24 protein-coding genes, 1 tRNA gene and 1 pseudogene are annotated in these 25333 nt (G+C 62.3%); 12 read left to right on the plus strand and 14 right to left on the minus strand.

All coding sequences use genetic code 11. The features are described from left to right. Positions 1–257 precede the first annotated feature (257 nt). Both V1283_RS37145 and V1283_RS37150 read left to right on the plus strand, forming a co-directional pair. A complete protein-coding gene (locus tag V1283_RS37145; protein WP_334391555.1) occupies positions 258–1364 on the plus strand; it encodes a hypothetical protein in 1107 nt (368 codons plus the stop codon). A gap of 31 nt (positions 1365–1395) precedes the next feature. Beyond that, positions 1396–2574 (plus strand): TAXI family TRAP transporter solute-binding subunit, encoded by a 1179-nt coding sequence (locus tag V1283_RS37150; protein WP_334391556.1) that lies wholly within the window; start codon positions 1396–1398, stop codon positions 2572–2574. Positions 2575–2633: 59 nt separating this feature from the next. Here V1283_RS37150 and V1283_RS37155 read toward each other — a convergent pair whose 3' ends face one another. Together V1283_RS37155 and V1283_RS37160 are read right to left on the minus strand one after the other, a co-directional pair. Then, entirely contained in the window at positions 2634–3020 is a 387-nt protein-coding gene (locus tag V1283_RS37155; protein WP_334391557.1) for a YkvA family protein, read from the minus strand. Between the two features lie 105 nt (positions 3021–3125). Next, positions 3126–3449 carry a 4a-hydroxytetrahydrobiopterin dehydratase gene (locus V1283_RS37160; protein ID WP_334393316.1) on the minus strand — a complete coding sequence of 108 codons (324 nt, stop codon included), beginning with the start codon at positions 3447–3449 and terminating at the stop codon, positions 3126–3128. A 201-nt stretch (positions 3450–3650) separates the two neighbouring features. Between V1283_RS37160 and V1283_RS37165 the strand changes: the two genes are divergently transcribed. Together V1283_RS37165 and V1283_RS37170 are read left to right on the plus strand one after the other, a co-directional pair. After that, a complete protein-coding gene (locus tag V1283_RS37165) occupies positions 3651–5072 on the plus strand; it encodes a TAXI family TRAP transporter solute-binding subunit (RefSeq protein WP_334391558.1) in 1422 nt (473 codons plus the stop codon). A gap of 91 nt (positions 5073–5163) precedes the next feature. Beyond that, entirely contained in the window at positions 5164–6726 is a 1563-nt protein-coding gene (locus V1283_RS37170) for an alkaline phosphatase D family protein (RefSeq protein WP_334391559.1), read from the plus strand. A 49-nt stretch (positions 6727–6775) separates the two neighbouring features. On the opposite strand, the gene V1283_RS37175 is transcribed toward V1283_RS37170, so the two are convergent. After that, a complete protein-coding gene (locus tag V1283_RS37175; RefSeq protein WP_334393317.1) occupies positions 6776–7156 on the minus strand; it encodes a response regulator in 381 nt (126 codons plus the stop codon). Between the two features lie 205 nt (positions 7157–7361). Here V1283_RS37175 and V1283_RS37180 point away from each other — a divergent pair, with 205 nt between their 5' ends. The 4 genes from V1283_RS37180 (at position 7362) to V1283_RS37195 (ending at position 13458) form a co-directional block, all read left to right on the plus strand. Then, complete coding sequence (locus V1283_RS37180) at positions 7362–8117, plus strand: Crp/Fnr family transcriptional regulator (protein ID WP_334391560.1); 756 nt, start codon at positions 7362–7364, stop codon at positions 8115–8117. A 366-nt stretch (positions 8118–8483) separates the two neighbouring features. Then, positions 8484–10310 (plus strand): translational GTPase TypA, encoded by a 1827-nt coding sequence (gene typA, locus V1283_RS37185; protein ID WP_334391561.1) that lies wholly within the window; start codon positions 8484–8486, stop codon positions 10308–10310. Between the two features lie 167 nt (positions 10311–10477). Further along, entirely contained in the window at positions 10478–11734 is a 1257-nt protein-coding gene (locus V1283_RS37190) for a flavin monoamine oxidase family protein (RefSeq protein ID WP_334391562.1), read from the plus strand. 320 nt (positions 11735–12054) lie between these two features. Next, positions 12055–13458, plus strand: coding sequence for an IS5 family transposase (locus V1283_RS37195; RefSeq protein WP_334391563.1), 1404 nt, complete (start codon positions 12055–12057; stop codon positions 13456–13458). Positions 13459–13560: 102 nt separating this feature from the next. Here the strand turns inward: V1283_RS37195 and V1283_RS37200 are convergent, their stop codons facing one another. The 5 genes from V1283_RS37200 to V1283_RS37220 all read right to left on the minus strand — a co-directional run bounded on the left by V1283_RS37200 (position 13561) and on the right by V1283_RS37220 (position 17729). After that, complete coding sequence (locus tag V1283_RS37200) at positions 13561–14463, minus strand: HNH endonuclease (RefSeq protein ID WP_334391564.1); 903 nt, start codon at positions 14461–14463, stop codon at positions 13561–13563. 73 nt (positions 14464–14536) lie between these two features. Next, the gene (locus V1283_RS37205) at positions 14537–14944 is read right to left on the minus strand and encodes a thiol-disulfide oxidoreductase DCC family protein (RefSeq protein ID WP_334391565.1); all 408 of its coding nucleotides are present in this window, start codon (positions 14942–14944) and stop codon (positions 14537–14539) included. Positions 14945–15006: 62 nt separating this feature from the next. Further along, the gene (locus tag V1283_RS37210; protein WP_334391566.1) at positions 15007–16326 is read right to left on the minus strand and encodes an SDR family oxidoreductase; all 1320 of its coding nucleotides are present in this window, start codon (positions 16324–16326) and stop codon (positions 15007–15009) included. A gap of 6 nt (positions 16327–16332) precedes the next feature. Beyond that, positions 16333–16800, minus strand: coding sequence for a DUF2269 family protein (locus V1283_RS37215; protein ID WP_334391567.1), 468 nt, complete (start codon positions 16798–16800; stop codon positions 16333–16335). Then, positions 16797–17729, minus strand: a complete 933-nt coding sequence (locus V1283_RS37220; protein ID WP_442895808.1) for an alpha/beta hydrolase family protein — start codon at positions 17727–17729, stop codon at positions 16797–16799. Before V1283_RS37220 ends, V1283_RS37215 begins: the two co-directional genes overlap by 4 nt. A 254-nt stretch (positions 17730–17983) precedes the next feature. On the opposite strand from V1283_RS37220, the gene V1283_RS37225 reads away from it, so the two are divergent. The 3 genes from V1283_RS37225 to V1283_RS37235 all read left to right on the plus strand — a co-directional run bounded on the left by V1283_RS37225 (position 17984) and on the right by V1283_RS37235 (position 20839). Further along, positions 17984–18493 (plus strand): GNAT family N-acetyltransferase, encoded by a 510-nt coding sequence (locus V1283_RS37225; RefSeq protein WP_108520852.1) that lies wholly within the window; start codon positions 17984–17986, stop codon positions 18491–18493. Between the two features lie 160 nt (positions 18494–18653). Beyond that, positions 18654–19181: an inorganic diphosphatase gene (gene ppa / locus V1283_RS37230; protein ID WP_334391568.1), complete on the plus strand. Its 528-nt coding sequence runs from the start codon at positions 18654–18656 to the stop codon at positions 19179–19181. Between the two features lie 176 nt (positions 19182–19357). Next, entirely contained in the window at positions 19358–20839 is a 1482-nt protein-coding gene (locus V1283_RS37235) for a M20 family peptidase (RefSeq protein ID WP_334391569.1), read from the plus strand. Positions 20840–20984: 145 nt separating this feature from the next. Here V1283_RS37235 and folD read toward each other — a convergent pair whose 3' ends face one another. The 3 genes and pseudogenes from folD to V1283_RS37250 all read right to left on the minus strand — a co-directional run bounded on the left by folD (position 20985) and on the right by V1283_RS37250 (position 22558). Then, the gene (gene folD, locus V1283_RS37240; protein ID WP_334391570.1) at positions 20985–21869 is read right to left on the minus strand and encodes a bifunctional methylenetetrahydrofolate dehydrogenase/methenyltetrahydrofolate cyclohydrolase FolD; all 885 of its coding nucleotides are present in this window, start codon (positions 21867–21869) and stop codon (positions 20985–20987) included. A gap of 64 nt (positions 21870–21933) precedes the next feature. Continuing rightward, positions 21934–22261, minus strand: a pseudogene (locus tag V1283_RS37245) (DUF167 domain-containing protein). 6 nt (positions 22262–22267) lie between these two features. Then, positions 22268–22558: a YggT family protein gene (locus tag V1283_RS37250; RefSeq protein WP_334391571.1), complete on the minus strand. Its 291-nt coding sequence runs from the start codon at positions 22556–22558 to the stop codon at positions 22268–22270. Positions 22559–22752: 194 nt separating this feature from the next. Here V1283_RS37250 and V1283_RS37255 point away from each other — a divergent pair. Continuing rightward, positions 22753–22828, plus strand: a tRNA-Ala gene (locus V1283_RS37255). Between the two features lie 116 nt (positions 22829–22944). On the opposite strand, the gene V1283_RS37260 is transcribed toward V1283_RS37255, so the two are convergent. The 3 genes from V1283_RS37260 to V1283_RS37270 all read right to left on the minus strand — a co-directional run bounded on the left by V1283_RS37260 (position 22945) and on the right by V1283_RS37270 (position 25194). Then, on the minus strand, positions 22945–23757 hold the full coding sequence (locus V1283_RS37260; protein WP_334391572.1) for an enoyl-CoA hydratase: 813 nt from the start codon (positions 23755–23757) through the stop codon (positions 22945–22947). 22 nt (positions 23758–23779) lie between these two features. Continuing rightward, entirely contained in the window at positions 23780–24286 is a 507-nt protein-coding gene (locus V1283_RS37265; RefSeq protein ID WP_334391573.1) for a nuclear transport factor 2 family protein, read from the minus strand. A gap of 107 nt (positions 24287–24393) precedes the next feature. Continuing rightward, complete coding sequence (locus tag V1283_RS37270) at positions 24394–25194, minus strand: glutamine amidotransferase (RefSeq protein WP_334391574.1); 801 nt, start codon at positions 25192–25194, stop codon at positions 24394–24396. Positions 25195–25333 lie beyond the last annotated feature (139 nt).

Genomic DNA, 25333 nt, shown 5'->3' on the forward strand with positions numbered 1-25333 from the left:
CCAGGTGACGCAGGCCTCTGATGTCATGTCACCGAGATAATTTTCGGTAACAATGCGTGTTCCAAAAACCCCTTATGCCGCTTCTTTGCCTCAATCATACCAATATATCTCCCCATTCGCACCGGCCACGGTCGTTTTTTGAACCCATTCCGTGTGCGACTTTAACCATCAGTTAAGGGGCTCCTGTACGTCAACAAAAGCAAGAAGTAGGTGCAGGGGACGCCCGTAGTTGCGTTGCAGTAGTGGGGAACATCACCATGGCGGAGAATAACAGGCCGGCTCAGTCAAGAGATCCGTTCGACCGGTTCGACGAAGCCATCAGCGATCCTCGGTTGTATGAAGCCGACCAGGCGCGATACCAGCAGCTCCGAGAGCAGCTACGATATGAGCCGCAGCCCCAATACGAGGAGCAGCCTCAGTACGAGCAATCTCAATACGAGCGGCCTCAATATGAGCAGCCCTTCGCGCTGTCGTTTGAGCGGACGGATGTGCTGCCGGAGGAGCTACCGCCAAACGAGCCGGTACCGCTTTTCCTCGCCAACTACGAGGAGGAGTCTCACCAGCAGCTTTCCGAATATACTTTCGCGAACGGCGACCGGCGGTTCGGTAGCGGCGGGCTGAAGAAAGCGCGCGCGGGACGCATCGTGACCGGCGTCGTGGTGGTGTCGGCGATCGCGGCCGTTCTCGCGCTGTTCTCCATCGACTCGACGCGTGCCGTCATCTTCAACGCCTCGCTCGGTGGCGGCAGCGCGCCGCCGCCCGCCCAACTCGCCGTGGCGCAGCCGGAGGCTCCGCAGCCGCAGCGCATTGCCGCGCCGCCGCTCGCCGCCGAACCGTCCGGAGCAGAGGTTGCGGCCGCTCGCCGCTCGCCGCCCAATGCGCTGGCATCGGCATCGCCGTCGCGCGACGAAATCGCCGCCGCCTATCAGAGCGCGCTCAAGGGCAAGGTCGCGGTACCTGAGCCTGCGGCCCGCGAAGCCTCCCGCGAAGTCGCGGCGGTAACTCCGACGGCCCCAGTGGTCGCGGTCGCTCCGGCCGTTCGTGAGCCCGTTCCGGTGACACGCGAGGCAGCTCCGGTACGACGCATCGATCCGGACGAGCTTGCGGTGCTGCTGAAGCGGGCCAAGAGCCTGCTTGCGATCGGCGACATCACCTCCGCCCGACTGCTGCTCGAACGGGCCGCGGACGCGCAGGAGGCGGAAGCGGCGCTGATGCTGGCGGGGACGTATGATCCGCAGGTGCTGGGCAGCCAGGATTTGCGGAGCGTCACGCCCGATGCGGCGACGGCGCAAGTATGGTACCAGAAGGCCGCCCAACTCGGTTCGGCTGACGCGAAGCGGCGGCTCGGTCAGCTGCAGAATTAATTAATTACTCAAGACCAGCGCAGGAGAATCTATGCGACATTTGTTCGGAATGGCATTGCTTGCCATGACGATGGCATGCAGCAACACGGCGACCCGGGCTGCAGAGACGGAATACGATCCAGCCAAGGTCAGCGACAGTCTGAAGGCTATTTTTCAGTTCGGTTCGGTCGCCACAAAGCAGGCGCTGAACCAGAACACAGTCACGCTTATCTCGGGGACGATCGGCGGCACCTATGTGCAGTTCGGTGCCGACCTCGCTTCCGTGCTCGACGACGGAAACAAGTTGCGCGTACTTCCGATCGTCGGGCGCGGCTCTGTGCAGAGCGTCGCCGACATCCTGTTCCTGCAGGGCGTCGACCTCGGCATCGTGCGAGCCGACACGCTCGACTATCTCGAGAAAAAGGGCTTCGCCAAGGACATCAAGAAGCAGTTCACCTACGTGACCAAGCTCTACAATGAAGAGATGTATGTCATCTCGTCGAAGTCGGTCACCAACATCAACCAGCTCAATGGCAAGAAGGTCAGCGTCGATCTTCCCAACGGCGGCACCTTCGTGACGGCGGCAATCGTGTTCGAGCGGCTCGGCATCAAGCCGAACTTCCTTTATATCGAGCAGCGTATCGCGATGGAAAAAATGCGGGCCGGCGAAATCGACGCGGTGATTGCCGTCGGCGGCAAGCCATACAAATCGGTCAGCGCGTTCAATGACAACCGCTTCCACCTCGTACCTGTCGACTATTCGCGACCGCTGCAGACCGACTACCTGCCGGCGACGCTGACGTCGAAGGACTATCCCAACCTGATTGCGGAGGGCGAGAAGGTCGATACCATCGCCGTGCCCGCGGTGCTCGCCGCCTACAACTGGGCGCCCAATACCGACCGCTATCGCAAACTGTCCCAGTTCGTGGACGCGTTTTTCACGAAGTTTCCGACGTTCCAGAACCCGCCGTTCCACCCGAAGTGGAAGGAGGTCTCGCTGTCGGCGCCGTTGCCTGACTGGCAGCGTCTGCCGGTCGCCGAACAATGGCTCAAGAGCCACAACGTCGAGGCCGTGTCACGCGCCAGGTTCGATGAATTCCTGAAGCAGAGCCCGGCGACCGCGGCAGCCGTCAAGACGGATGCGGACAAGGAAACCCTGTTCAGGCAGTTCCAGGCCTGGGAGGCCGAGCGCAGCGCGAGGGCGCAGGCTCCCCAGCCGGCGCAGCGTTAGCGAAACGCTTCAAACCAGAGCCCCGTTCCGGTTCGCATCGGAGCGGGGCTCCTTGATATTCAATCCTTCACGTCGGCGGTGTCGATCCCGCGCTTCAGCGCAGCGCGGGCGGCGTCGCGATGCTCCTGCGTGATGTGGCCCGCGACCATGCGGATGGCGGTGGCCAGGACGGCCGCATCGTCGGTAAAGCCGAGCACCGGCAGCATGTCCGGCACGAAATCGAACGGCAGGATGAAATAGGCGACGGCGCCGAGCAGCGCCGCCTGCACGTGACGCGGCGTCTCCTTGTCGAACGCGCAGTAGTAGGCCGCCAGCAGGTCTTCGGCGAAGGGAAGCTGCGCCACCACCTGCTTGAACTTGATCCCGAAGCGCCGGCGCACGCTGTCACGGTCCTGCGCCAGCCGGTCGGCCGGTTCGAAACCCACGGTGTGATCGGACGATGCCATCGCGGCGCTCCTCGGAACCCGGGCGCGGCAGATCGCCGCGGCCGATTGTATGATTCAAGAATTGGGGATGTCCGCCCTACCCTGCAAGGATCGTGGGCCGCCAACTCAGGCCACGCCCAATTGCTTGGCAATCGCATTCATCGCCTTGGCCAGATCGATGTCGAGCCGGGTGACCCCGCCGGCATCGTGGGTCGCCAGCACCACGTCGACCGTCTTGTAGATGTTCTTCCATTCCGGATGATGGTCGTTCTTTTCCGCCACCAGGGCGGCGCGGGACATGAATCCGAAGGCTTCGTTGAAGTCCCTGAAGGTGAAGGTCCGCGCAATCGCCTCGCGTCCCGGCGTCTCGGACCAGCCGGGAAGTTCCGCCAGCGCCGATTTCCGCGCCTCTGCCGACAGCCGTTCCGCCATGATTGCCTCCCGTTTCAGACTGCCCCTCTACCCTAACACCGAAGGCCGCATCGGGGATCCCTCGCCCGGAATGAGCCACATCGGGTGTCCAATGGCGGTTTGGGGGCGCCGGTAACCATGACGCAGATGTAACAATGGTTAAGCGGGAAATTTGCTAGAGTAGGTCGGTAAGCATGCCGGCGGCATGAAATTGCACCTCCAACGACTATCCAGGGATTGATGAGCGACGGCCCCCTCCCTTCGGAAAAGCCGGCCCCAGCCTCGCCCCGATCAGCGAAACAACGGCTGACATTCGTCACGCTGGCCGGCGTGCTGGCCATCGTCGGCGCGCTGGTTGCCGGCTATTACTTTGCCATGCGGCCGGTGACGCTGCGGATCGCGGTCGGCCCGGTCAACAGCGACGACCTCAAAGTCGTTCAGAACCTGACGCAGGCCTTCAACAACCAGCGAAACAGCGTGGTCCGGTTGCGCCCGGTGCAGACCGATGGCGCGGTGACGAGCGCCAACCTGCTCGGAGAAGGCAAAGCCGATCTTGCCATCATCAGGGGCGACCTCGATGTGCCGAAGAATGCGCAGGCCGTGGCGACGCTGCGCAAGAACGTCGTAGTGCTGTGGGTGCCGACTGCGGCCAAGACCAAGGGAAAGAAGGCCGCGCCCGCCATCACGAAAATCGGCCAGCTCACTGGGCGCCGCATCGGCGTCGTCGGCCGCACCCAGGCCAACGTCAATCTGCTCAAGGTGATCCTGCGGCAATACGGCGTCGATCCGGCGAAGGTCGAGATCATCCAGTTCCCCGCCAACGAGGCCGCCGAGACCATTCGTAACCAGAAGGCGGACGCCTATCTCGCCGCCGGCCCGGTCAACAGCAAGATTACGGCGGACGCGATCACAGCCTCCGTGCGCGACGGCGGCACGCCGAAATTCCTCGCGATCGATTCGGCCGAGGCAATTGCGCAGAACCATCCCGCCTATGAGGCCTCCGAGATCCCGGCCGGAACGTTTGGCAGCGCGCCGAGCCGGCCCGAGGAAGAGATCAAGACGATCAGCTTCTCGCACCACATCGTGGCGCGCAGGGGTATTGCGGAATCGACCATCGCGATCTTTACGCGGCAGTTGTTTGCGGCCCGCCAGAACCTGAAGAACGAGTTTCCGCTGGCCGCCAAGATCGAGACGCCCGATACCGACAAGGACGCCACGATCCCCGTTCATCCCGGCGCCGCCGCCTTTGTCGACGGCGAGGAGAAAACCTTCCTCGACCGCTACAGCGATTACATCTGGTGGGCCTTGATGGCGCTGTCGGCCATGGGTTCCGCCGGCGCCTGGTTCGCCGGATATCTCAAGAAGGATGATCGCAGCGTCAACACCTCGCAGCGCGACCGGCTTCTCGACATGCTGACCGCCGCCCGCCAATGCGACTCGATGGACGAACTCGACCAGATGCAGTCGGAAGCGGATGCCATTCTGCGCGACACGCTGCAATGCTACGAGCACGGCACGATCGAGGAAGGCACGTTGACTGCGTTCAACATCGCGATCGAGCAGTTCCACAACGCGGTGGCCGACCGCAAGGCGCTCCTGATGAGCATGCCGCAAAACCTGCAACGGGCGAGCGCGCAATTTCGCGCCGCCAGCAACGCGTGATCTGCAAATCCCGTAATCGAACCGTCATCATTTCTTTCTAGGTCTGGCGGTGCCGGCATTGCATGCCCGCACCGGACCGAAGGGAGCTCACATGACGTTCAGGATTTCTCGCAGACTTTCCCGACGGCGCTTTCTCTCCACTGCGGGGGCCGGGGCCATCGGCGCTCTTGCGGTGCCGTATCTCAGCCGCGCCGCCGACCGGCCGGTCGTGACATCCGGAGTGCAATCCGGCGATGTCGGCGCTGACGGCGGCGTAGTATGGGCGCGCGCCGACCGTCCGTCGCAAATGCTGGTCGAGGTCGCCACGAGGGAGTCCTTTGCCAATGCGAGAACGTTGCCTCCGATCGCGGCGCTGCCCGAAAGCGACTTCACCGCGAAAATGCTGCTGGAGAACCTGCCTGCCGGGCAGCAGATCTTCTACCGTGTCCGGTTTCGCGACCTCGCGCATAGCGGCATCGAAAGCGAGCCGGTGGTCGGGCGGTTCCGCACCGCGCCTGGCGATCGACGCGATGTCAGTTTCGTCTGGGGCGGCGACGTTGCCGGACAGGGCTGGGGTATCAACCCGGACGACGGCGGCATGTTCACCTTTGCCACCATGCGCAAGCATCGCCCGGATTTCCTGCTGCATTCCGGCGACACCGTCTATGCCGACGGACCGATCAAGAGCGAGGTGACGCTTGCCGACGGCAAGGTCTGGAAGAATGTGACTACCCCGGAGAAGGCAAAGGTCGCCGAAACGCTCGACGAATTCCGCGCCGCGCACAAGTACAATTTCATGGACGAGCATCTGCGGGCGTTCAACGCCGAGGTGCCAATCTTCGTGCAGTGGGACGACCACGAAGTCACCAACAACTGGTCGCTGTCGAAGGAATTGCCTGCGGCTTACAAGGAACGCAACATCACCCTGCTCGCCGCCCGCGCGGCGCGCGCGTTCCACGAAATGTATCCGATGCGCGAGAGCATTGTTGAGCCCGGCCGGGTCTATCGCACTATTAATTATGGCCCGCATCTCGACGTGTTCATGCTGGACGAGCGGAGCTATCGCGGCCCGAATGGTCCAAACCAGCAGACGGCTTACGGGCCCGAAAGCTACTTCCTCGGTCCAGACCAGCTCGCCTGGCTGAAACGCGCGCTGTTGAATTCGCGCGCCACCTGGAAGGTGATCGCGTCCGACATGCCGCTCAGCATCATCGTCTATGACGATGCGGCCAACAAGAAAGGCTCGGAAGCGTTTGCGCAGGGCGATGGCCCGCCGCGCGGCCGCGAGCTGGAGATCGCCGACATCCTGCGTTTCATCAAGACATCAGGCATCGTCAACACGGTGTGGCTGACGGCCGACGTGCACTATGCCGCTGCGCATTACTACAACCCGGACAAGGCGCAATTCCAGGAGTTCGACCCGTTCTGGGAGTTCGTCTCCGGGCCGCTGCACGCCGGCACGTTCGGTCCGAACGAGCTCGACAACACTTTTGGCCCCGAGGTGAAATTCATCAAGGCGCCCGGCGCGGACAAGCAGAACCTGCCGCCATCGGCCGGCATGCAGTTCTTCGGCCATGTCAGGATCGAGGGCGCCAGCGGGCAGATGACGGTGACCTTGCGCGACCGCGCCGACGTAGCGCTGTGGTCGACGACGCTCGATCCCAAGCCCGCATAGGTGCGCCCGCGTAGTTGCGCCCGTGTAGCTGCCGCGAGGCCGCAACCGCTCAAGGCCTGCTGCCGCGGCTCTTCAGCAGCGCCTCAAGCGCATCGGTCGAATAGGGCTTGGGCAGCCGAGGCTTGCACGCGAGCGCCGCCGGCAGCCTGGCGTCGGCGCCATAACCGGTGACGAACGCGAAAGGAATTTTCAACGCTTCGAGCCGCTCGGCAACGGCAAAACTCTTCTCGCGAATGAGGCTGACATCGAGCAGCGCGAATTCCGGCGGCCGTTCGGCGATCATATCGAGCGCTTTGGCCACGTTCGCGGCGGTCCGCACCAGCTTCACGCCAAACCCCAAAATCGTGTCTTCGAAATCGAGCGCGATGATTGGATCGTCTTCAACGATCAACACATCGTTGGGCATGCCGTCGTAGGAGGCGGGTTCCATGTCTCTCGCCAGTTCAAGGTTCAGTATTTGATTAAGAGGCCCGGGCCGACGCCCCGGAAGGCACAACACCAAGCCGACGCCCGTAAAGCGCATCGCCGGTTCCGGAACTGAAACACCACATGTACGTTCTACCGTCTGTTCACTAGTGAACACATAAACGGGATTGGATCGATTATTGTGCTCCGGCGGGGAGCAGGAACCTTCAATGATTTTGCGACAGGAAGATGCGGCCGGCGAGCGGCCGTTCAACAATCTGCTGCGCCGCCTGAACGACGCCGATTTTGCGTTGATCGAACGGCACCTCGTCCCGGCCGACGCGGCTCCGAACGATTTGCTCTACAGTCCCGGCGACAACGTCGAGACCGTGTACTTCCCCTGCGGCCCCAGCCTCGCGTCCTTCATGGTGACCAACGAGGATGGTCGCGATGTCGAGACCATCCTGATCGGCCGGGAGGGCGCGGTCGGGGGCATCGTCAGCCAAGGCTATCTCCCGGCCTATACCCGCATCGCGGTCAAGTTTGCCGGGCCGTTCGTGCGGCTTTCGGTCGGAAAGCTCGACGCGGCCAAGTCGAAATCACGCACGCTGAACAACATTTTCGCACGTTACGCCGACTGCATGTTGGCCCAGATCTTCCAGTCCACCGCCTGCAACGCGATCCATTCGATCGAGCAGCGCACGGCGAAATGGATCATTTCGGCGATGGAACGCACCGACGGCGAGGAGGTCGTGCCGCTGACTCATGAGCAATTGGCGACCCTGCTCGGGGTCGGCCGCTCCTATACCAGCCGGGTCATCCAGACCTTCAAGGCGGAGGGGACGCTGGAGACCCGGCGCGGCTCGATCCTGGTCCGCAACCCGGATGCGCTGCGAAACCGCTCCTGCGGCTGCAACGAGGCCGTGAAGGGCCATTTTGACGAGGTTTTGCGCGGGGTCTATCCCGATCCCGAAAAGGGCAATTAGGGCCGGCGACACGCCCAAAATCGGCTAACCAAATGCCAAACAAACCATTGTTTTTTGGCGTTTTCTGAATATATTGCGCCGCAACGCGTAAGGTGTGCCCGGTCGTTTTGGCCGGGCTTCCTTTTTGGGGGAGAAAGCGCCCCCGGAGTATGATCCGGAAAAGTGGCTACCGGTTTTCCCTCGGGACAAACGCGGTACGCGTTTGCCCGGAGATCATGCTCAAACAAAATAGACAGCGCGGGATGACGATTCGAAGAAGCGTCATCACGCGCCAGTATTCCAGGTTTTAGAAGCGCGATCCGGAAAAGTGGGTCCCGGTTTTCCGGTGAGATCGCGCATCCACCATGCACGACCAGAAGAAGAGCCATGAACCTTCGTAACGTCGCCATCATCGCCCACGTCGACCACGGCAAGACCACCCTCGTCGACCGCCTGCTGCAGCAATCCGGCACCTATCGCGAGAACCAGAAGGTGACCGAGCGCGCGATGGACTCCAACGACCTGGAGCGCGAGCGCGGCATTACCATTCTGGCCAAGGCCGCCTCGGTGCAGTGGAAGGACACCCGCATCAACATCGTCGACACCCCCGGCCACGCCGATTTCGGCGGCGAGGTCGAGCGCATCCTCAACATGGTAGATGGCGCGCTGGTGCTGGTGGACGCCGCCGAAGGCCCGCTGCCGCAGACCAAATTCGTGGTCTCCAAGGCGCTCAAGGTCGGGCTGAAGCCGATCGTCGTCATCAACAAGGTCGACCGCCCCGACGCGCGCCCGACCGAAGTCATCAACGAAGTGTTCGACCTGTTCGCCGCGCTTGACGCCAGCGAGGAGCAGCTCGATTTCCCGATCCTCTACGGGTCGGCCAAGCAGGGCTGGATGGCCGACAGCCCGGACGGCTCCCACGACGCCGGCATGCAGCCGCTGTTCGACCTGATCGTGCGCCACGTCGCGCCGCCGAGCGTCGAGGAAGGCCCGTTCCGGATGATCGGCACCATTCTCGAAGCCAACCCTTATCTCGGCCGCATCATCACCGGCCGCATCACTTCCGGCTCGATCAAGCCGAACCAGGCCGTGAAGGTGCTGGGCGCCGACGGCAAGACCATCGAGCAGGGTCGCATCACCAAAATCCTCGCCTTCCGCGGCATCGAGCGCACCCCGCTCGATGAAGCCGACGCCGGCGATATCGTCGCGATTGCGGGCCTCACCAAGGGCACCGTCGCCGACACCTTCTGCGACCCCACGGTCGAAACGCCGCTGGTGGCGCAGCCGATCGATCCGCCGACGGTGTCGATGTCGTTCATTGTCAACAACTCGCCGCTCGCCGGCACCGAAGGCGACAAGGTGACCTCGCGCATGATCCGCGACCGCCTGCTGCGCGAAGCCGAAGGCAACGTCGCGCTGCGCGTGGTCGAGGCTTCCGACAAGGATTCGATGGAAGTCTCCGGCCGCGGCGAATTGCAGCTCGCGATCCTGATCGAGACCATGCGCCGCGAAGGTTTTGAACTCTCGGTGTCGCGCCCGCGCGTCGTGCTGCAGAAGGACGAAGCCACCGGCAATTGGCAGGAGCCGATCGAGGAAGTCGTGATCGACGTCGACGAGGAGCATTCCGGCGTCGTCGTGCAGAAGATGAGCGAACGCAAGGCCGAGATGATCGAGATGCGCCCCTCCGGCGGTAACCGCCTGCGCCTCGTGTTCTACGCGCCGACCCGCGGCCTGATCGGCTATCAGGGCGAACTGCTCACCGATACCCGCGGCACCGCGATCATGAACCGCCTGTTCCACGGTTATGCACCCTACAAGGGCGACATCCAGGGCCGCCGCAACGGCGTCTTGATCTCCAACGATCAGGGCGAGGCGGTGGCTTATGCGATGTTCAAGCTGGAAGACCGCGGCCCCATGATGATCGAGCCGGGCTGGAAGGTCTACAAGGGCATGATCGTCGGCGAGCATACCCGCGACAACGACCTCGAGATCAACATCCTCAAGGGCAAGCAGCTCACCAACATCCGCACCACCTCCAAGGACGAAGCGGTGCGCCTGACGCCGCCGATCCGGATGACGCTCGAAAAGGCGCTGGCCTATATCGAGGAGGACGAGCTGGTCGAAGTGACCCCGAAATCGATCCGCCTGCGCAAGAAGTTTTTGGACGCCAACGACCGCAAGCGCGCGGAAAAAGCCAAGGAAGCGGTGGCGTAACTGCCCCGGCTCGTCATGCCCCGCGAAGGCGGGGCATCCAGTAATAACTAGCGCCTGAGATAGAACCGAGGGGGCCGCGGCGTACTGGATCATCCGCTTTCGCGGATGATGACAGCTATGCATGCCGCGACTTCAGGCGCGGCGGCGAACATGCTAGAGGCAAGGGCATGTCCTCCCTCCCCTCCTCTGTCGATGTCGCCATCATCGGCGCCGGCGCCGCCGGCCTCGGCGCCGCGAACGCGCTGAAGAATTCCGGCCTCTCCGTCCTCGTGCTGGAAGCGCGCGATCGCGTCGGCGGCCGGGCGCACACCATCATGGCCTCGCCTGACGTCACCTTCGACGTCGGCTGCGGCTGGCTGCATTCGGCGGACGAAAATTCCTTCGTCAAAATCGCCGAACGGCTCGGCTTCGAAATCAACAAGTCACTGCCGCCCTGGCGCGAACGCGCCTATGGCAAGGCATTTCCACAAGAAGATCGCGACGACTTCATCCGCGCTCTGGATGCGTTCTACGATCGCGCCGAGAAGGCCGCGATCGACGCCGAGCAGAGCGGCCGAGACGTTGCCGCCAGCCTGTCTCTCGAGCCCGGCAACCGCTGGAACCCGATGATCGATGCGATCTCGACCTACATCAATGGCTGCGAGCTCGATCAGGTCTCCATTCTAGACATGGACGCCTATGAGGATACCGACCTCAACTGGCGCATCCGCCGCGGCTACGGCACGCTGATTGCCGCCTATGGCGCGACATGTCCGCTCGCGCTCAAGTGCGAGGTGACTCTGATCGATCATTCAGCAAAGCGCGTCCGCATCGAAACTTCGCGGGGCACGCTGACGGCCGACAAGGTGATCGTCACCGTGCCGACCAATTTGATCGCCGACGAAGCCATCCGCTTTCATCCGCCCTTGCCGGCAAAAGTCGACGCCGCGCGCGGCCTGCCGCTCGGCCTCGCCGACAAGGTGACACTCGCTTTGGACCAGCCGGAGACACTGCCGAAAGAAGGCAATCTGCGCGCCGCCACCATGCGCACCGAAATGGGCACCTATCACATCCGCCCATTCGGCCAGCCCTGCATCGAAGGCTTTTTCGGCGGCCGTTTTGCGCAATCGCTGGAAGACGGCGGCGAAGGCGCAATTGCCGCCGCGAGCATCGACGAGATCGTCTCGTTTCTCGGCAACGATTTTCGCCGCAAGCTGAAACCGCTTGCAGAATCGCGCTGGGCCCACGACCCGTTTGCGCGCGGTTCGTATTCGCACGCGCTGCCGGGCCACGCGGGGGACCGCGAAGTGCTGGCCGCGCCGGTCGACGGGCGATTATTCTTTGCGGGAGAGGCGACGTCGCCGGGGTTTTTCTCGACCGCGCATGGGGCAAGGGATTCGGGAGACAGGGCGGCGAAAGAAATACTACACGCTATCAACAAGTAGGGCCACTTGCGCGACATCTACCATGGTCTATCCTGCGGATAGACGCTTGTCGGAAATCGCCATGAAGAAAACTACAGACAATTGGACGTGGCAAGAGATCAGCTTTCCCAAGTGGCGTAGCACCGTGAACCGGCGGCTTAAGGATATCTAGTCGTCCGTGAAGAACCATCCAAGCGGTTGATCAAGAATCGATTTTCCGGGCGAGATTGGCTTTGAGATTGCAAGCTTTGGGGCTTTGACTGCCCAAAAGCTTGCAATTTCATTTTTGAGGATTCCGTCGAATCGCGAGCCGTGATTCCGTCATCGCATCGGAGGGAGCGATGCGACCAAGGGAACGACGAGAGACGGGACAAGCCGATCTTCTGCGCTCGCGGCTGGACGCGATCATCGACATGGGCCACCCGCTGGTGAAGCTGGCACAGACGATCGACTGGTCGTTCCTGGAGCAGCGGTTCGGGGCGGTCTATGAGGACAAGCCGGGCCGGCCGCCATTGCCGACCCGCCTGATGGCGGGACTCGCGATCCTCAAGCACACCTACGACCTCTCTGATGAGGTGTTGTGCGAGCGCTGGGTGGAGAACCCCTATTACCAGTTCTTCTGCGGCGAGGAGTTCTTCCAGCACCGGTTGGTGTTCGATCGCTCTTCGCTGACGCGCTGGCGACAGCGGATGGGCGAGGAGAAGTTGCAGGCCTTGCTGCAGGAGAGCCTTGCGGTGGCCAGCAAGACCGAGGCGATCAAACCGGCCGATCTTAATCGGGTCATCATTGATACGACGGTGCAGCCCAAGAACGTGATGTTCCCGACCGATGCCAGGCTGCTGAACCGCGCCCGCGAGATCCTGGTCCGGCTGGCGAAGCGATATGGTGTCAAGCTGCGCCAGTCCTATGCCAGGGTGGGCAAGTTCGCGCTGATCAAGCACCAGCGTTATGCCCACGCCAAGCAGTTCAAGCGCGCCAACAGAGCCTTGAAGAAGCTCAAAATCTATCTCGGCCGCATCATCCGCGACATAGGCCGCAAACTCGGCGGCAACGCCGACTTGCTCGGGGGGGTCGTGTTGGAGCGCATGCTGGCGCGGGCGCGACAAGTGCTCGAGCAGAAGCAGCGCCAGCGTGGCCCGAAGCTCTACTCGCTGCACGCGCCGGAGGTGGAATGCATCGGCAAGGGCAAGGCGCACCGGCCTTACGAGTTCGGCGTCAAGGTCTCGGTCGCCACTACGCTGGCGCACGCCAAGGGCGGGCAGTTCGTGAGCCATGTGAAGGCGCTGCCCGGCAACCCCTATGACGGCCACACACTTGCAACCGTCATCCCCGAGATGGAGGCGCTGATCGGCAACACCATCGAGCGCGCGCTCCTCGACAAGGGCTATCGCGGCCACAACGCTCCGCCCGATTACAAGTTCAGGGTGTTCATCTCAGGACAGAAGCGGCGGGTGACGCCACAGATCAAGCGCCAGCTGCGACGGCGTTCCGCCGTCGAGCCGGTCATCGGCCACCTCAAATCCGAGCACCGCATGGGCCGCAACTACCTCTGGCATCGTGAAGGCGACGCCATCAACGCCGTCCTCGCCGCCGTCGGCTATAACTTCCGCCGCCTGATCTGCTGGCTCAGGCTCTTGTTGTGGCAAATCATCGCCACCTTCCCCGGGTCAATCCAGCCTGAAAATCCAGGATTCTTCACGGCCGACTATCTACCTCATCACAATCGACGATGCAGGCATCGATGATGAGAGGTTGGTCTCACATTGGCAGATGAAGCAATCTCCCTACGAGTTTGTCGAATGGTATGCCATCAAGTACGACCTTGATCCCAAGTATGCCATCGGACTTTAGCCCTTGAAGACGTTATCCCGATGAAACCTGAGAAAGTGCGCATTCGGATGAAGGGTTTCGTCCTTCGGTAGGTAGATAGCACCACTCTTGTTCAAGAGACGTGCAGCGTCTTCGGGAACATGGTTCTTTGCGACGAGTATCTTGTAGTCGTCTCCTACCGAAATAAGCCCTCTATCAAACATCCAATGCACTGTTCCAGAAAGGGCTAGGCCGTTGCGAACAGAGTCGGGACCTTTCGCCGCTACGGGCTGGATATGCGCCGCCTGAACCTCGGGACGTCCACCCCCATTGATCAGACGTAACCCAGTCATTGCGCACCGGTTCGTGTATGCGGTGCGCACATTGTACATGAAAGACTTTTCGCGGAACAGACGAGTAACCGTCACCTCGACCATTGGCCGCTCGAAGGGAATATCCGGCTCCGAAATTTCGTTCTGAAGTCCGCCAAGTGCCGTTTCGAGCTCTTGTCCTATGATCGGCGAGTATCCCGCCTTCAATATTTTATTGAACTCGCTCTCGGACAATAGTCGTACCGCGCTACCGAAAGCTCCTTTGTTCGTACTACCGTCCTCCTTTTGAAGTGCGTTTTCGTAGTACATAGAACCTTCAGCGAACGGGACCGTGCTCGCAAAATCTTGGTAGTCGGCTACAAAAGCGAAATAGTGATCGGGAAGGTCCTTATCCTCCACAATCTCCTTGACACGAGCGAAACCAAAGTAAGCTTGTCTTCCACCTGAGCTGGACAACTCTGACGTCGATCGACGGGGCTCGTAGTAGACTATGTAGTCACCCACTGTTTGCTTAGCTCGATCAAGATATCGACGAGGAAAATGGTAACGGAATTCAGGCAAATCCTTATAACTCGGAGTTACCTTGGTGGTAAAAACGGCGTTGGCCATTGGTCCGTGAACTCGCTCAAGCGCCTAGATACCCCCTAGGGTAGAACAGCCCATGTGGGTTTGGATAGCCCATTTACTCCAACACCCTCGCCCGCACATCCGCATCCGGCACGAAGCATTCGTCGTACTTTCCGAAAATCCGGTAGCGGTTGCGCGCCACGAGATTATAGACCACGTCACGCAGCGGTTTTGGCACCAGAAATAACGCGCGCGTCCAGCGCCATCGCGGCAGATGCGACAGTACCGTCAGAGCGCCGTCGGATTTGAAGTGAGCGACGCCGCCATGAATGACCGCATTGGTATCGGGATCGTTTGGATCGATGCCAAAAGCCTGCGCCAGCCGCGTGCCGTAAGGCGATTGGATCGCGGTGAAACGAAATCGCGCCGCCGCATCGCGCGTCGCGACGAAGCGGATCCAGCGCGAGCAGAAGATGCAGACGCCGTCATAGAGGATCACGTCATCGTCGGGCCAATGGGTCATGGGCACTCTTTGTTTTGACGCGTTCTCGTCACGCGAACCGGTTCCCACTTCGCTTGAAAACGCTATCTATTATCCAGGGTCAGCAGCGCCACCAGCATCAGCACGACGGCGGGACCGGTCTTCACCAGCGCGCCGAGCGGCTCGATCCAGAGGTCCGGCGTCAGGATCGCCGCGCCAACCATATAACCCAGCGACGCGACGATACCCGCGACCAAGCCAACTGCCGCGGTACGACGGAACGAGATCAGCACGCCGATGCTCATATCCATCAAGCTTGTTCCGATTGTGAGAGGCGCGACGAGCCACGGCGGAAAGCCGTGGCTCCGTAGGATTTCCGCTGCCGTGTCATAGGAGATCACCAGCGCAATGAAGCCCGAGACGACCCAGAACAGCACGAGGCTTGCGATCATGAGCGCCTTGATCAGGAACAGCCGGGCAAACCATTTGTCCTGGATGGTCGCCGGGCGTTTTCCGGCCGTCTGTTCGATACGCTTCGGCACGATGCCGGTGGCGGCCATCCAGCCGGCGGGGTCGCCGCTGACGCCGCGCCGCAGCTCCGCGATCGCGGTGGTTCGCATCGGCGGCATCCAGCCAAGCCGGTTTGCGAGATCGCCGAATCCAGCGCCGAGATCGAGCAGGCACGCCGGCATCACGATGCGCCACCATCTGCCGGTGCCGAACACCTCGCGGAATTGATCGATCACGCCACCGAGCGTGACCGGCTGCTGCTGCATCAGGTCCCATGTCACGGCGTTCGCCTCAGAAGGATCGCGCGCCGCAAGCCAGGCGATGGTCGCCGCAATGTCCTCCATGGCGACCGGCTGGAATGGCGCGTCCCGCTCGGCGGCCGGAAGATCGAACGGATACGCCGCGAGCGAGCGCACCATGGCGCTGCCACCATAAGCCGCAAGCGCCACCACGAAGCCCGGCCGCAGGATCGTGAACGCGACGCCGGATTCCGCGATCAGCCGCTCGGCCTCCCGTTTGGTGATGCTGAAAGCGGTGCGGTCGGTCTCGGTCGTGCCGGGAATCGAGATATGCACCAGCCGGATCGCGCGGTCGCTGTCGCGGATCGCCTGCAACAGCCGCGCGACGAAATCGCAATGCACGGCGGCCGTGTCGCTGCCGGGGCCGTCCTGCAGCACACCGAGGCAATTGACGACGACATCGATGTGGTGATCGCGCAGCAGCCGCGCCAGCCTCTCCGCTTTCATCGACATGACAGGCAGTTCGAGGTCGAGCGCGCCGCCTTTCTGCGACGCGGACGGTTTGCGGGCGACACCCACCACGGCAAATCCCCGCTCGCGCAGATCATCGGTGACGAAGCGGCCGATCAGGCCGGAGGCCCCGAGCACGAGAATTTTTCGGATGTCGGCGTTCATACTTGCCTAGATCGGTTTGGCGATCATCAGCCAGAGAATAGCCATGACCGCGCCGAAACCGGGAATCCCGAACAGAACCCAGCGGTGGAAAAGTGCGAAATAGCGTGGTGGCAACTCCTGGTTTTGCTCAACCGCCTTGCGCGCGAGATCGCGCATTTCGATCTGCATGAAGATGACCGGCACCCAGAACAGCCCCGCGACCGCATAGAGCCCGAGCGAGGTCATCAGCCAACGCTCGCTCCACATGGTAGAGGACAGCCACATCAGCACGCCGCCACTCACCGGCTGCAGCAGCACCGCCGTCAACGTGAACAGCATGTCGGCGATCACGACGGTCTCGGCCGTACGCGCGATGAAGGCTGCGTCCCGGCTGCGATGGGCCATCAGCATGAAGAACGCGATGCCGGCGCCGGTGCCCAGAATGACGATCGCACCGAGCACGTGCAGATATTTGACGAGGAAATACAACGTCATCGCTTCTTCGCTTGGGTTGGGAATCGCGCCTTCAAGGCGCGATCGAGTTCGCCTCCAGCGAGTTTTACACCGCCCTCGGTCTCCACCAGCCAATGCCCCTCGCTGCCGTGGGCCGGCAGCACCTGAAAATCGGCCCTGCCGCCGGCGGCACGAAACGCATCGACCAGTTGGCGCGAGAAAGCCGGCGAAAAATAGCTGTCATTGGCCGCCACCAGCCAGGTCACTTTTACGCGCGCGGCCTTGCCGAACTCGCCCACCGCGGCCATCAGCGTATGCGGCGCGCAGACCCGATTGGGAAAATCATTGGCATGCCCGCCGCGCCCCGGAGCGAACGCGATGATGGCGGCAACGTTCTTCGGCTCTTCGCTGGCCAGCGCCAGTACGCCCCAGGCCCCGGCCGAATGGCCGATCACGACCATGCCCTCGGGCCGGATGAAGGATTGCATGCGCAGAAGGCCGACCGCGGCGGCAATCTCATTCGCCGTGACGCGACCAGATTTGGCGTAATCGGCCTCGTCGCAGCCACCCTGATCTTCGAGATATTTTCCGCCGGTCGCGCCATGGCCCAGCCGCTCGGGGACCAGCACGGCAAAGCCGCGCGCCACCAGCCAGGTGGCGAGCGCGCGGTATTCGGGCTGCGGCATTTGCGCCCGTCGCATGACGTTCTGGGTGGAAGCGTGCGCGATCACGGCAAGTGGAAACGGTCCCTCGCCTGGCGGCCGAAACAGCACCGCATGCGCCGCGGTTGCGACATCGGGCGACGGCACCAGCCATTGCTGCAAACGATAAGGCTCGCCCTCCGCACCTTGCGCGCCTAGGGCGGGCTGCGCCGATGCGGCCTTCATGCCCAGCGCGGCCACGAGAATCAGCGCAAAAAGCAGGTTTGGCGGATGCATGAACGGGCCTGACACAGCCGAGGGCGGGCGCATTTGCGAAGTCACCAACAGAATACCGCCGGCGAATCAAATCCAGCGCATTTTTCCGTGAACGGAATTCGCGGAGGCGTTCCGCAGGTAATTCTGACAATCATTTCGTCCGCATTGATCGGCAAATACCGTTAAGGACAGCACCGTTGTCCTCTTTCGATACACAAGAGCAAAAAACTGATGCAGAAAATCCACAGGTTAACCGATAATTAACGATGGACCTTGAAGCCGGGCCGCTGACTTGCTTTGATCAGGACATGAGCACAACCCTGATCGAGGTCCGACCGGCCAAGGCTGCAGACGCAGCCGCGGTGGCGTCTACCCATGATGAAGCCTGGCGCTCCGCCTATCAGGGCATCATTCCCGGGGCCGAGCTCGAAAAACTGATTAACCGTCGCGGCCCGCAATGGTGGGACAGCGCTATCCGCAAGGGTAGCCGCGTCAGCGTTCTGGTGTTCGGCGACAAGGTCGCAGGCTACGCCAATTACGGCCGCAACCGCGCCCGCAGCCTGCATTTCGAAGGCGAGATCTACGAGCTCTATCTGCGGCCGGAATTCCAGGGCCTCGGCTTCGGCCGCCGCCTGTTCACCGCCGCCCGGCGCGATCTGATGCAGAGCGGGCTGAAGAGCATGGTGATCTGGGCGCTGTCCGATAACGACCCCGCGACGGAATTCTACCGTGCGCTCGGCGGCCGCATGGTGGCCCGGTCCTCGGAGAAGTTCGGGCCCAAATCGCTCGATAAGGTTGCTTTCGCCTGGACCAACTGAAGCTGACCTCTTTGTTTTGAGCATGATCTTTTCGGAAAACCGGTACCCACTTTTCCGGATCATGCTCAATTCAGCCTTTTCCCTGCTCCGCTGCGGGTCTAAACGGACCCTGACGCGTGCCTGATTCCAGGCGCCCCCTTAACGCCAAGCGGAGCCCCTTATGCGCATTGACGCCATCCCGATCGGAGTAAATCCGCCAAACGACGTCAACGTCATCGTCGAGGTGCCCGTTGGCGGCGAGCCGATCAAGTACGAGATGGACAAGGAAGCCGGCACGCTGGTGGTCGACCGCTTCCTCTATACGGCGATGCGCTACCCCGGCAATTACGGCTTCATCCCGCACACGCTGTCCGGCGACGGGGACCCCTGCGACGTGCTGGTCGCCAACACCCGCGCGATCGTGCCGGGCGCCGTGATCAGCGTGCGCCCCGTCGGCGTGCTGCTGATGGAAGACGAGGCCGGCGGCGACGAGAAGATCATCGCGGTACCGTCCTCGAAGCTGACCCAGCGCTACGACAAGGTCAGGACTTACAGCGACCTTCCCGACATCACGCTGCAGCAGATCCAGCACTTCTTCGAGCACTACAAGGACCTCGAAAAGGGCAAATGGGTGAAGGTGCTGCGCTGGGGCGGCGCCGAGGACGCCCACCGGCTGATCCTGGAAGGCATCGAACGGGCGAAGAAGTAGCAGGCGCTCACGGATACCGTCATTGCCTGCGAGAAACGCGAAGCGTTTTCGCAAGGGAATAAAGCGACGAAGCAATCCATTTTACCGCTTGTTGCGCCATGGATTGCTTCGCGGAGCCTGTCATCGGGCGGCGCTTTGCGCCGGCCCGTTGGCTCGCAATGACGGGGGAAAACACCATGCGCCGGCTGATTCGCATCATCCGCAACATCCTGCTGCTTGCGATCGCCGTTATCGTCATCCTCGCCGGCGTTTTGGCGTTCAACACCTTCACCCGCGGTTCGCGACAGCTTCAGGTGGCGGCCGTGCCGCGCGCCGACGTCGACGCACAGGCATCCGCTGCGCGCCTGGCCGAAGCGATCCGCTTCCGGACCATTTCAAGTTACGAGAAGCCCGACCAGCATGCCGAGGCGCTGCGCGGCATGCGTGCGCATCTCGAAAAGAGCTTTCCGGCATTTCATGCCGCGGCCAAACGCGAAATCGTCGGTCGCTACAGCCTGCTCTACACATGGACAGGCACCGACCCGAGGGCGCAGCCGATCGCATTCCTCGCGCATCAGGATGTCGTGCCGGTGGCGCCCGGCACCGAGAAGGATTGGCAACAGCCGCCCTTTGACGGCGTGATATCAGATGGCTTCATCTGGGGCCGCGGCTCCTGGGATGACAAGGGCAACCTCTATTCCATGCTGGAGGCCGCCGAGGCGATGACCAAGGCCGGCTTCCGCCCCAAGCGAACGATCTATTTTGCGTTCGGCCATGACGAAGAGACCGCGGGTACCGCCGGCGCCAAATCGATCGCGGCACTGCTCGCCTCGCGCGGCATCCGCCTCGACTTCGTGATCGACGAGGGCCTGTTGATCACCGAAGGCATCATGAAGGGCCTCGACAAGCCGGCCGCGCTGATCGGCGTCGCCGAAAAGGGCTATGCCACGCTGGTCTTGAACGCGCAGGCAACGCCCGGCCATTCGTCGATGCCGCCGCGCGATACCGCGATCGGCATGATGAGCGCCGCGCTGGCGCAGCTGGAAGATCATCGCCTGCCGATGCAGATCCGCAGCACGGTTTCGGAAATGTTCGACTCACTGGCGCCCGAGATGTCCGGCTTCAACCGCGTGGTGCTGTCGAACCTCTGGCTGTTCAAGCCGCTATTGCTGCGGGAGTTCGAAAAGAGCGGACCGACGGAAGCCATGGTGCGCACCACCACGGCGCTGACGATCTTCAATGCCGGCGACAAGGACAATGTGCTGCCCGGCAATGCCGAGGCAACCGTCAACTTCCGCCTGATCCCCGGCGATACGCAGGGGAGCGTGATCAATCATGTGCGCAGCACGATCGCCAACGATCGCATTTCCATCAAACCGTTTCCCGGCAATACCGACCCGCCGCCGGTGACGGCGACCACAAGCCCGTCGTTCCAGATGCTCAACCGGACCATCCGGGAAATCTATCCGGATGTGATTGTCGCGCCCGGCCTGATGGTCGCCGCCACCGACTCGCGCCACTACACAGGGATCACCGACAAGATTTTCCGCTTCTCGCCGGTGCGCGCCAATTCGGAAGATTTGAAGCGCTTCCATGGCACCAACGAGCGCCTACCCGTCGAGGGCTATGCCGACATGATCCGGTTTTATAGACGACTGATCGAGAATGCGGCTGGGTGAGATGTTAGCGCTCCCTCGCCCCGCTCTTGCGGGGAGAGGGTTGGGGTGAGGGGTCCATCCGCGATTCCAGTCGACGAGATGAATGCGCGGTGAGAGCCCCTCACCCCGACCCTCCCCCCGCAAGAACGGGGCGAGGGAGAAGAAATCAAACCCCCGGCTTCGGCAGCCCGTGAATCGCACAAGCCGCCCGCAGCGTGTTCACCAGCAAACACGCCACCGTCATCTGTCCGACGCCGCCGGGCACAGGGGTGATCGCGCCAGCCACCTCGACCACTTCCTTGAAGGCGACGTCGCCGACCAGGCCGGTCTTGCCATCGGCCAGGGGCAAGCGATTGATGCCGACGTCGATCACGGTGGCGCCCGGCTTGATCCAGTCGGCGCGCACCATTTCGGGCTTGCCTACAGCGGCATAGACCAGATCGGCGCGGGCGCAGAGTTGCGGCAGATCCTTTGAGCGCGAATGCGCGATCGTCACCGTGGCATTCTCGTTGAGCAGCAATTGCACCAGGGGACGGCCGACCAGGTTGGAACGGCCGATCACGATCGCATTCATGCCCTCCAGCGAAGCATGCACGCTCTTGGTTAGGATGATGCAACCGAGCGGCGTGCAGGGCGACAGCGCGGCAAAGCCGCCGGCGAGCCGGCCGGCATTATTGGGGTGCAAGCCGTCGACATCCTTGGCGGGATCAATCGCGTTGATGATGGTTTCAGTGTGGATCGATTTCGGCAGCGGCAATTGCACGAGAATGCCGTGCACGGCGGGATCGCCGTTGAGCTTTGAGATCAGCGCCAGCAGATCGGCCTGCGCCACGCCGGCGGGCAGTTTGTGCTCGAACGAGGCCATGCCGGCGGCCTGCGTCTGCGTGTGCTTGCTGCGGACATAGACCTCGCTGGCGGGGTCGTTGCCGACCAGCACGACCGCAAGGCCCGGCGTGAGCTGATGCTCGCGCTTGACCCGGGCGACCTCGTCGGCGACGCGGGCGCGAAGCTCCGCCGCAATGACTTTTCCGTCGATAATCCGTGCCGTCATCTCAATCCTTCGTCTTCCGTTTTACGCATGATCATTTCGGAAAACCGGTTCCCACTTTTCCGGATCATGCTTTGTCCGGCTTGGCGGCGGCCGCCTTTCGCAGCGTTTCGCCGAGAATTTTTGGGATCGCCGTCGACGGCAACTTGTTTCAGCCGCGACGTGACGCCTGACAGGATCTTCACTTTCGCCTTCGGGACGCCAAGCGCCTTCGCGAGCAATTCGGTCACCGCGCGGTTGGCCTCGCCGCCATCGGCAACGGCGCGAACACGCACCTTGAGCACGGAACGGCCGTTGGCGAGCGTTTCAACACCGTCGATGTCGTCACGACCGCCGCGCGGCGTCACCCGCAGCGCGACACTGATGCCCTCGGTGGAATAGCGCCAAGGATCCATCGCGGCTTACGTGAAATAGGGCGCCACATTATACGCGATGAGCTTTTGAATCAGGATAATGATCAGGATCAGGATGATCGGCGAGATGTCGAGGCCGCCCAGATTGGGCATGAACCTGCGGATCGGCGCCAGCGCCGGTTCGGTGATCCGGTACAGGAATTCCGCCACCGCAGCCACGAACTGGTTGCGGGTGTTGACGACATTGAAGGCGATTAGCCAGGACAGAATCGCGGAGGCGATCAGCAACCAGACATAAAGGTCCAAGACGATCAGAATGACTTCCAGGATAGCGCGCATGTGGCGGGGGCTCGCGAGGAGGGATATCCAGCTAGATATCGGTTCATCCCCCCGCAAACAAGGGAAGTTCCCGGCAAAATGACGCCAAAATCAGCCGTTTCAGATTTCTTGCACCGTTCTTGACTTGGCCTTGGGCCGGACTGTAAATGGCGCCGATTGTCGATCGCTTCGGGTCATCTTGAGGCGGTCGCGACGGGGCCATAGCTCAGCTGGGAGAGCGCGTCGTTCGCAATGACGAGGTCGGCGGTTCGATCCCGCCTGGCTCCACCAGCCTTCGCAGGCTGCGCCTGCTTCGGCTAGGCAAGCCTCCATCGTAGCGAACGCTGCCTCGGCGTAGCCCGAAGGGCGAAGACGGGCCTGGGCAAGCCTCTGACCGGCAGGCCCCCTCACTTCCCCGTAAATCTTGGCGGCCGCTTCTCCACAAAACTCGCCACCCCCTCCCGGAAATCGCTCCCCTTCAGCGCGATCTGCATTTCCCGGTTGGCGTCGATGGTGGCCTCGGCGAGCGTCTGGAACGGCACATCGTAGAGCTGGCGCTTGATCACCGAAATCGCGCTGGGCGAGACGAAATCGGCGAGATCGCGCGCATAGGCATAGGTCTGCTCGCGCAACTGCTCTGGCGGGTAGAGGCGGTTGACCAGCCCGATCCGCAGCGCCTCCTCGCTGCTCACCCGCCGCGCGGACATCAGAAGATCGAGCGCGTTGGCGTGGCCGACGATGCGCGGCAGCATCCAGCTGATGCCGTGCTCGGCAATCAGCCCGCGGCGCGCGAACGAGGTGGTGAAGACGGTATTGTCGGCGGCAAAACGCAGGTCGCAATAGAGCGCATGGACGAGGCCGATGCCGGCGGTGGCGCCGTTCAGCATGCCGATCACGGGTTTTGGGATCGCCGGATAATAGGCATAGCGCGTCTGCCAATCCGCCCGGCGGTTCATGTCGAACGGCGGCGTGCTCTCGCCGCGCCTGATTTCGCCGGGATCGATGGCCTGCAGGGCTTCCATATCGGCGCCCGCGCAGAACGCGCGGCCGGCACCAGTGAGCACGATGACGCGGACGTTGTCATCGGCGGCCGCCGCCTCGATCGCGTGGCGCACATCGCGCTCCATGGTCGCGGTCCACGCATTCATGCGGTCAGGCCGGTTGAGCGTGATGGTCGCGATCTTGTCGCTCACCTCGTAGAGAATATGTTGATAGGTCACGGCGATCTCCCTGTTGTTCTTGTCATTGACGTTTCGCGCGCGAGCCCTTGGGCCGCGCCAGATAATCTAACGTTTCCGGGCGCTCGCTGAGCCATCCCGTCCAGCGCCGGAACACTTTCTCCATCCGCGCCGGTTCGACGCCGAGCTGCGCCATGGCGACGCCACCATTGACGGACTCGCGATACTCCGCGATCAGCCCATCGCGCACGATGAAGCGGCTCATGCCGTCGATCACCACGCGCCGGCCCTTGAACTGCGGAATGGTCGACGTGAAGCTCGACAACGACCACGCATAACCCTGACGCCCGTCGAATACGGGATCGAACATTTCCCAGCGATAATCGGCCGCGTCGCGGTGAAACAGGTTCTGCATCATATGCGCGATGTCGGCGCGGCCTCGATGCGGGCCGTAGATGTAGTCGTGATAGACGGCGTCTTCGGTGAAATGGCTGGCGAAGCGCGCGCCGTCGCCTGACTCCGCCGATAGCGTGAAATCACCGAGCAGCGATGCGAATTCGTCGCCGGTCATGTCGTCTCCCATTCGCCTGCTGGTATCCGCAGGCTTCAGGCAGCGACACTATCACATCCGGGGATTTTGAAAGGCGCTCGGACGCGCGGGCAAATTCCGCGTGACGGCTATTCGGCGGCATCCAGCATGACCGCGCGCGGCGCGCACGCGATCCAGCCCGCAATGAAATTCTTCAACCACGCCCGTTCGATCACGTCGTGCACCGCGCGGCCTTCGAAGTGAAGGTGACGCGGCTGGGCGCCCGGCGAATCCATGCGGACGCAGCCGCGCGTGGTCCAGCGATGCATCATGGCGTATGTCACATCGGGATGAAACTGGAAGCCGAACGCATGACCGTGCTGATACGCCTGCACCGGAAAGTCGTCGCCTTCGGCAAGCAGTTTTGCGCCGCGCGGCAGTTGAAATCCTTCGCCGTGCCAGTGGTAGACACGCTCCGGCCAGTCTAGGCAGAGCGCGTGACCGGCCTCCGTCGGACGGATCGGATAGTAGCCGACCTCGACCCGGCCCTCGGGATGCGGCGCGACCTGCGCGCCCAATTGTTTGGCAAGCATCTGCGCGCCCAGGCAGATACCGAGAAACGGCCGCTGCTCACGCAGGCCAACTTCGATCCAGTCGATCTCGCGGCGGACATAATCGTCGGAATCGTTGGCGCTCATCGGGCCGCCGAAGATGACCGCGCCGGCGTGCTGCTCCAGCGTGTCCGGCAGGGGATCGCCGAACCGCGGACGCCTGATGTCGAGGGAGTAGCCGAGCGCCCGCAGCGCATTGCCGACCCGTCCGGGCGTCGAGGTCTCCTGATGGAGAACGATCAGAACGGGCGAGAGGGGCGTCGAGTGAGGCGCAACCAGCGTCCTTTGGCCCGGAAAGGGCAGGATGTTGTCGCCAATTTTGCTCGACCGGAACGACATTGAAATTGCCCTGGGGCACTCAAACCGAGACCATAACTAAGTGAGTCTTAATTTCGCGTGAGTTCACGCACACTCTAAAGATTCCAAGCAAGTCGCGGGCCAGATGACGTCTCCGCCGCGCGTTTTTGGCACGCGCACG

Origin of the sequence: Bradyrhizobium sp. AZCC 2262 (assembly GCF_036924535.1) — a bacterium.
GTDB lineage: Bacteria > Pseudomonadota > Alphaproteobacteria > Rhizobiales > Xanthobacteraceae > Bradyrhizobium.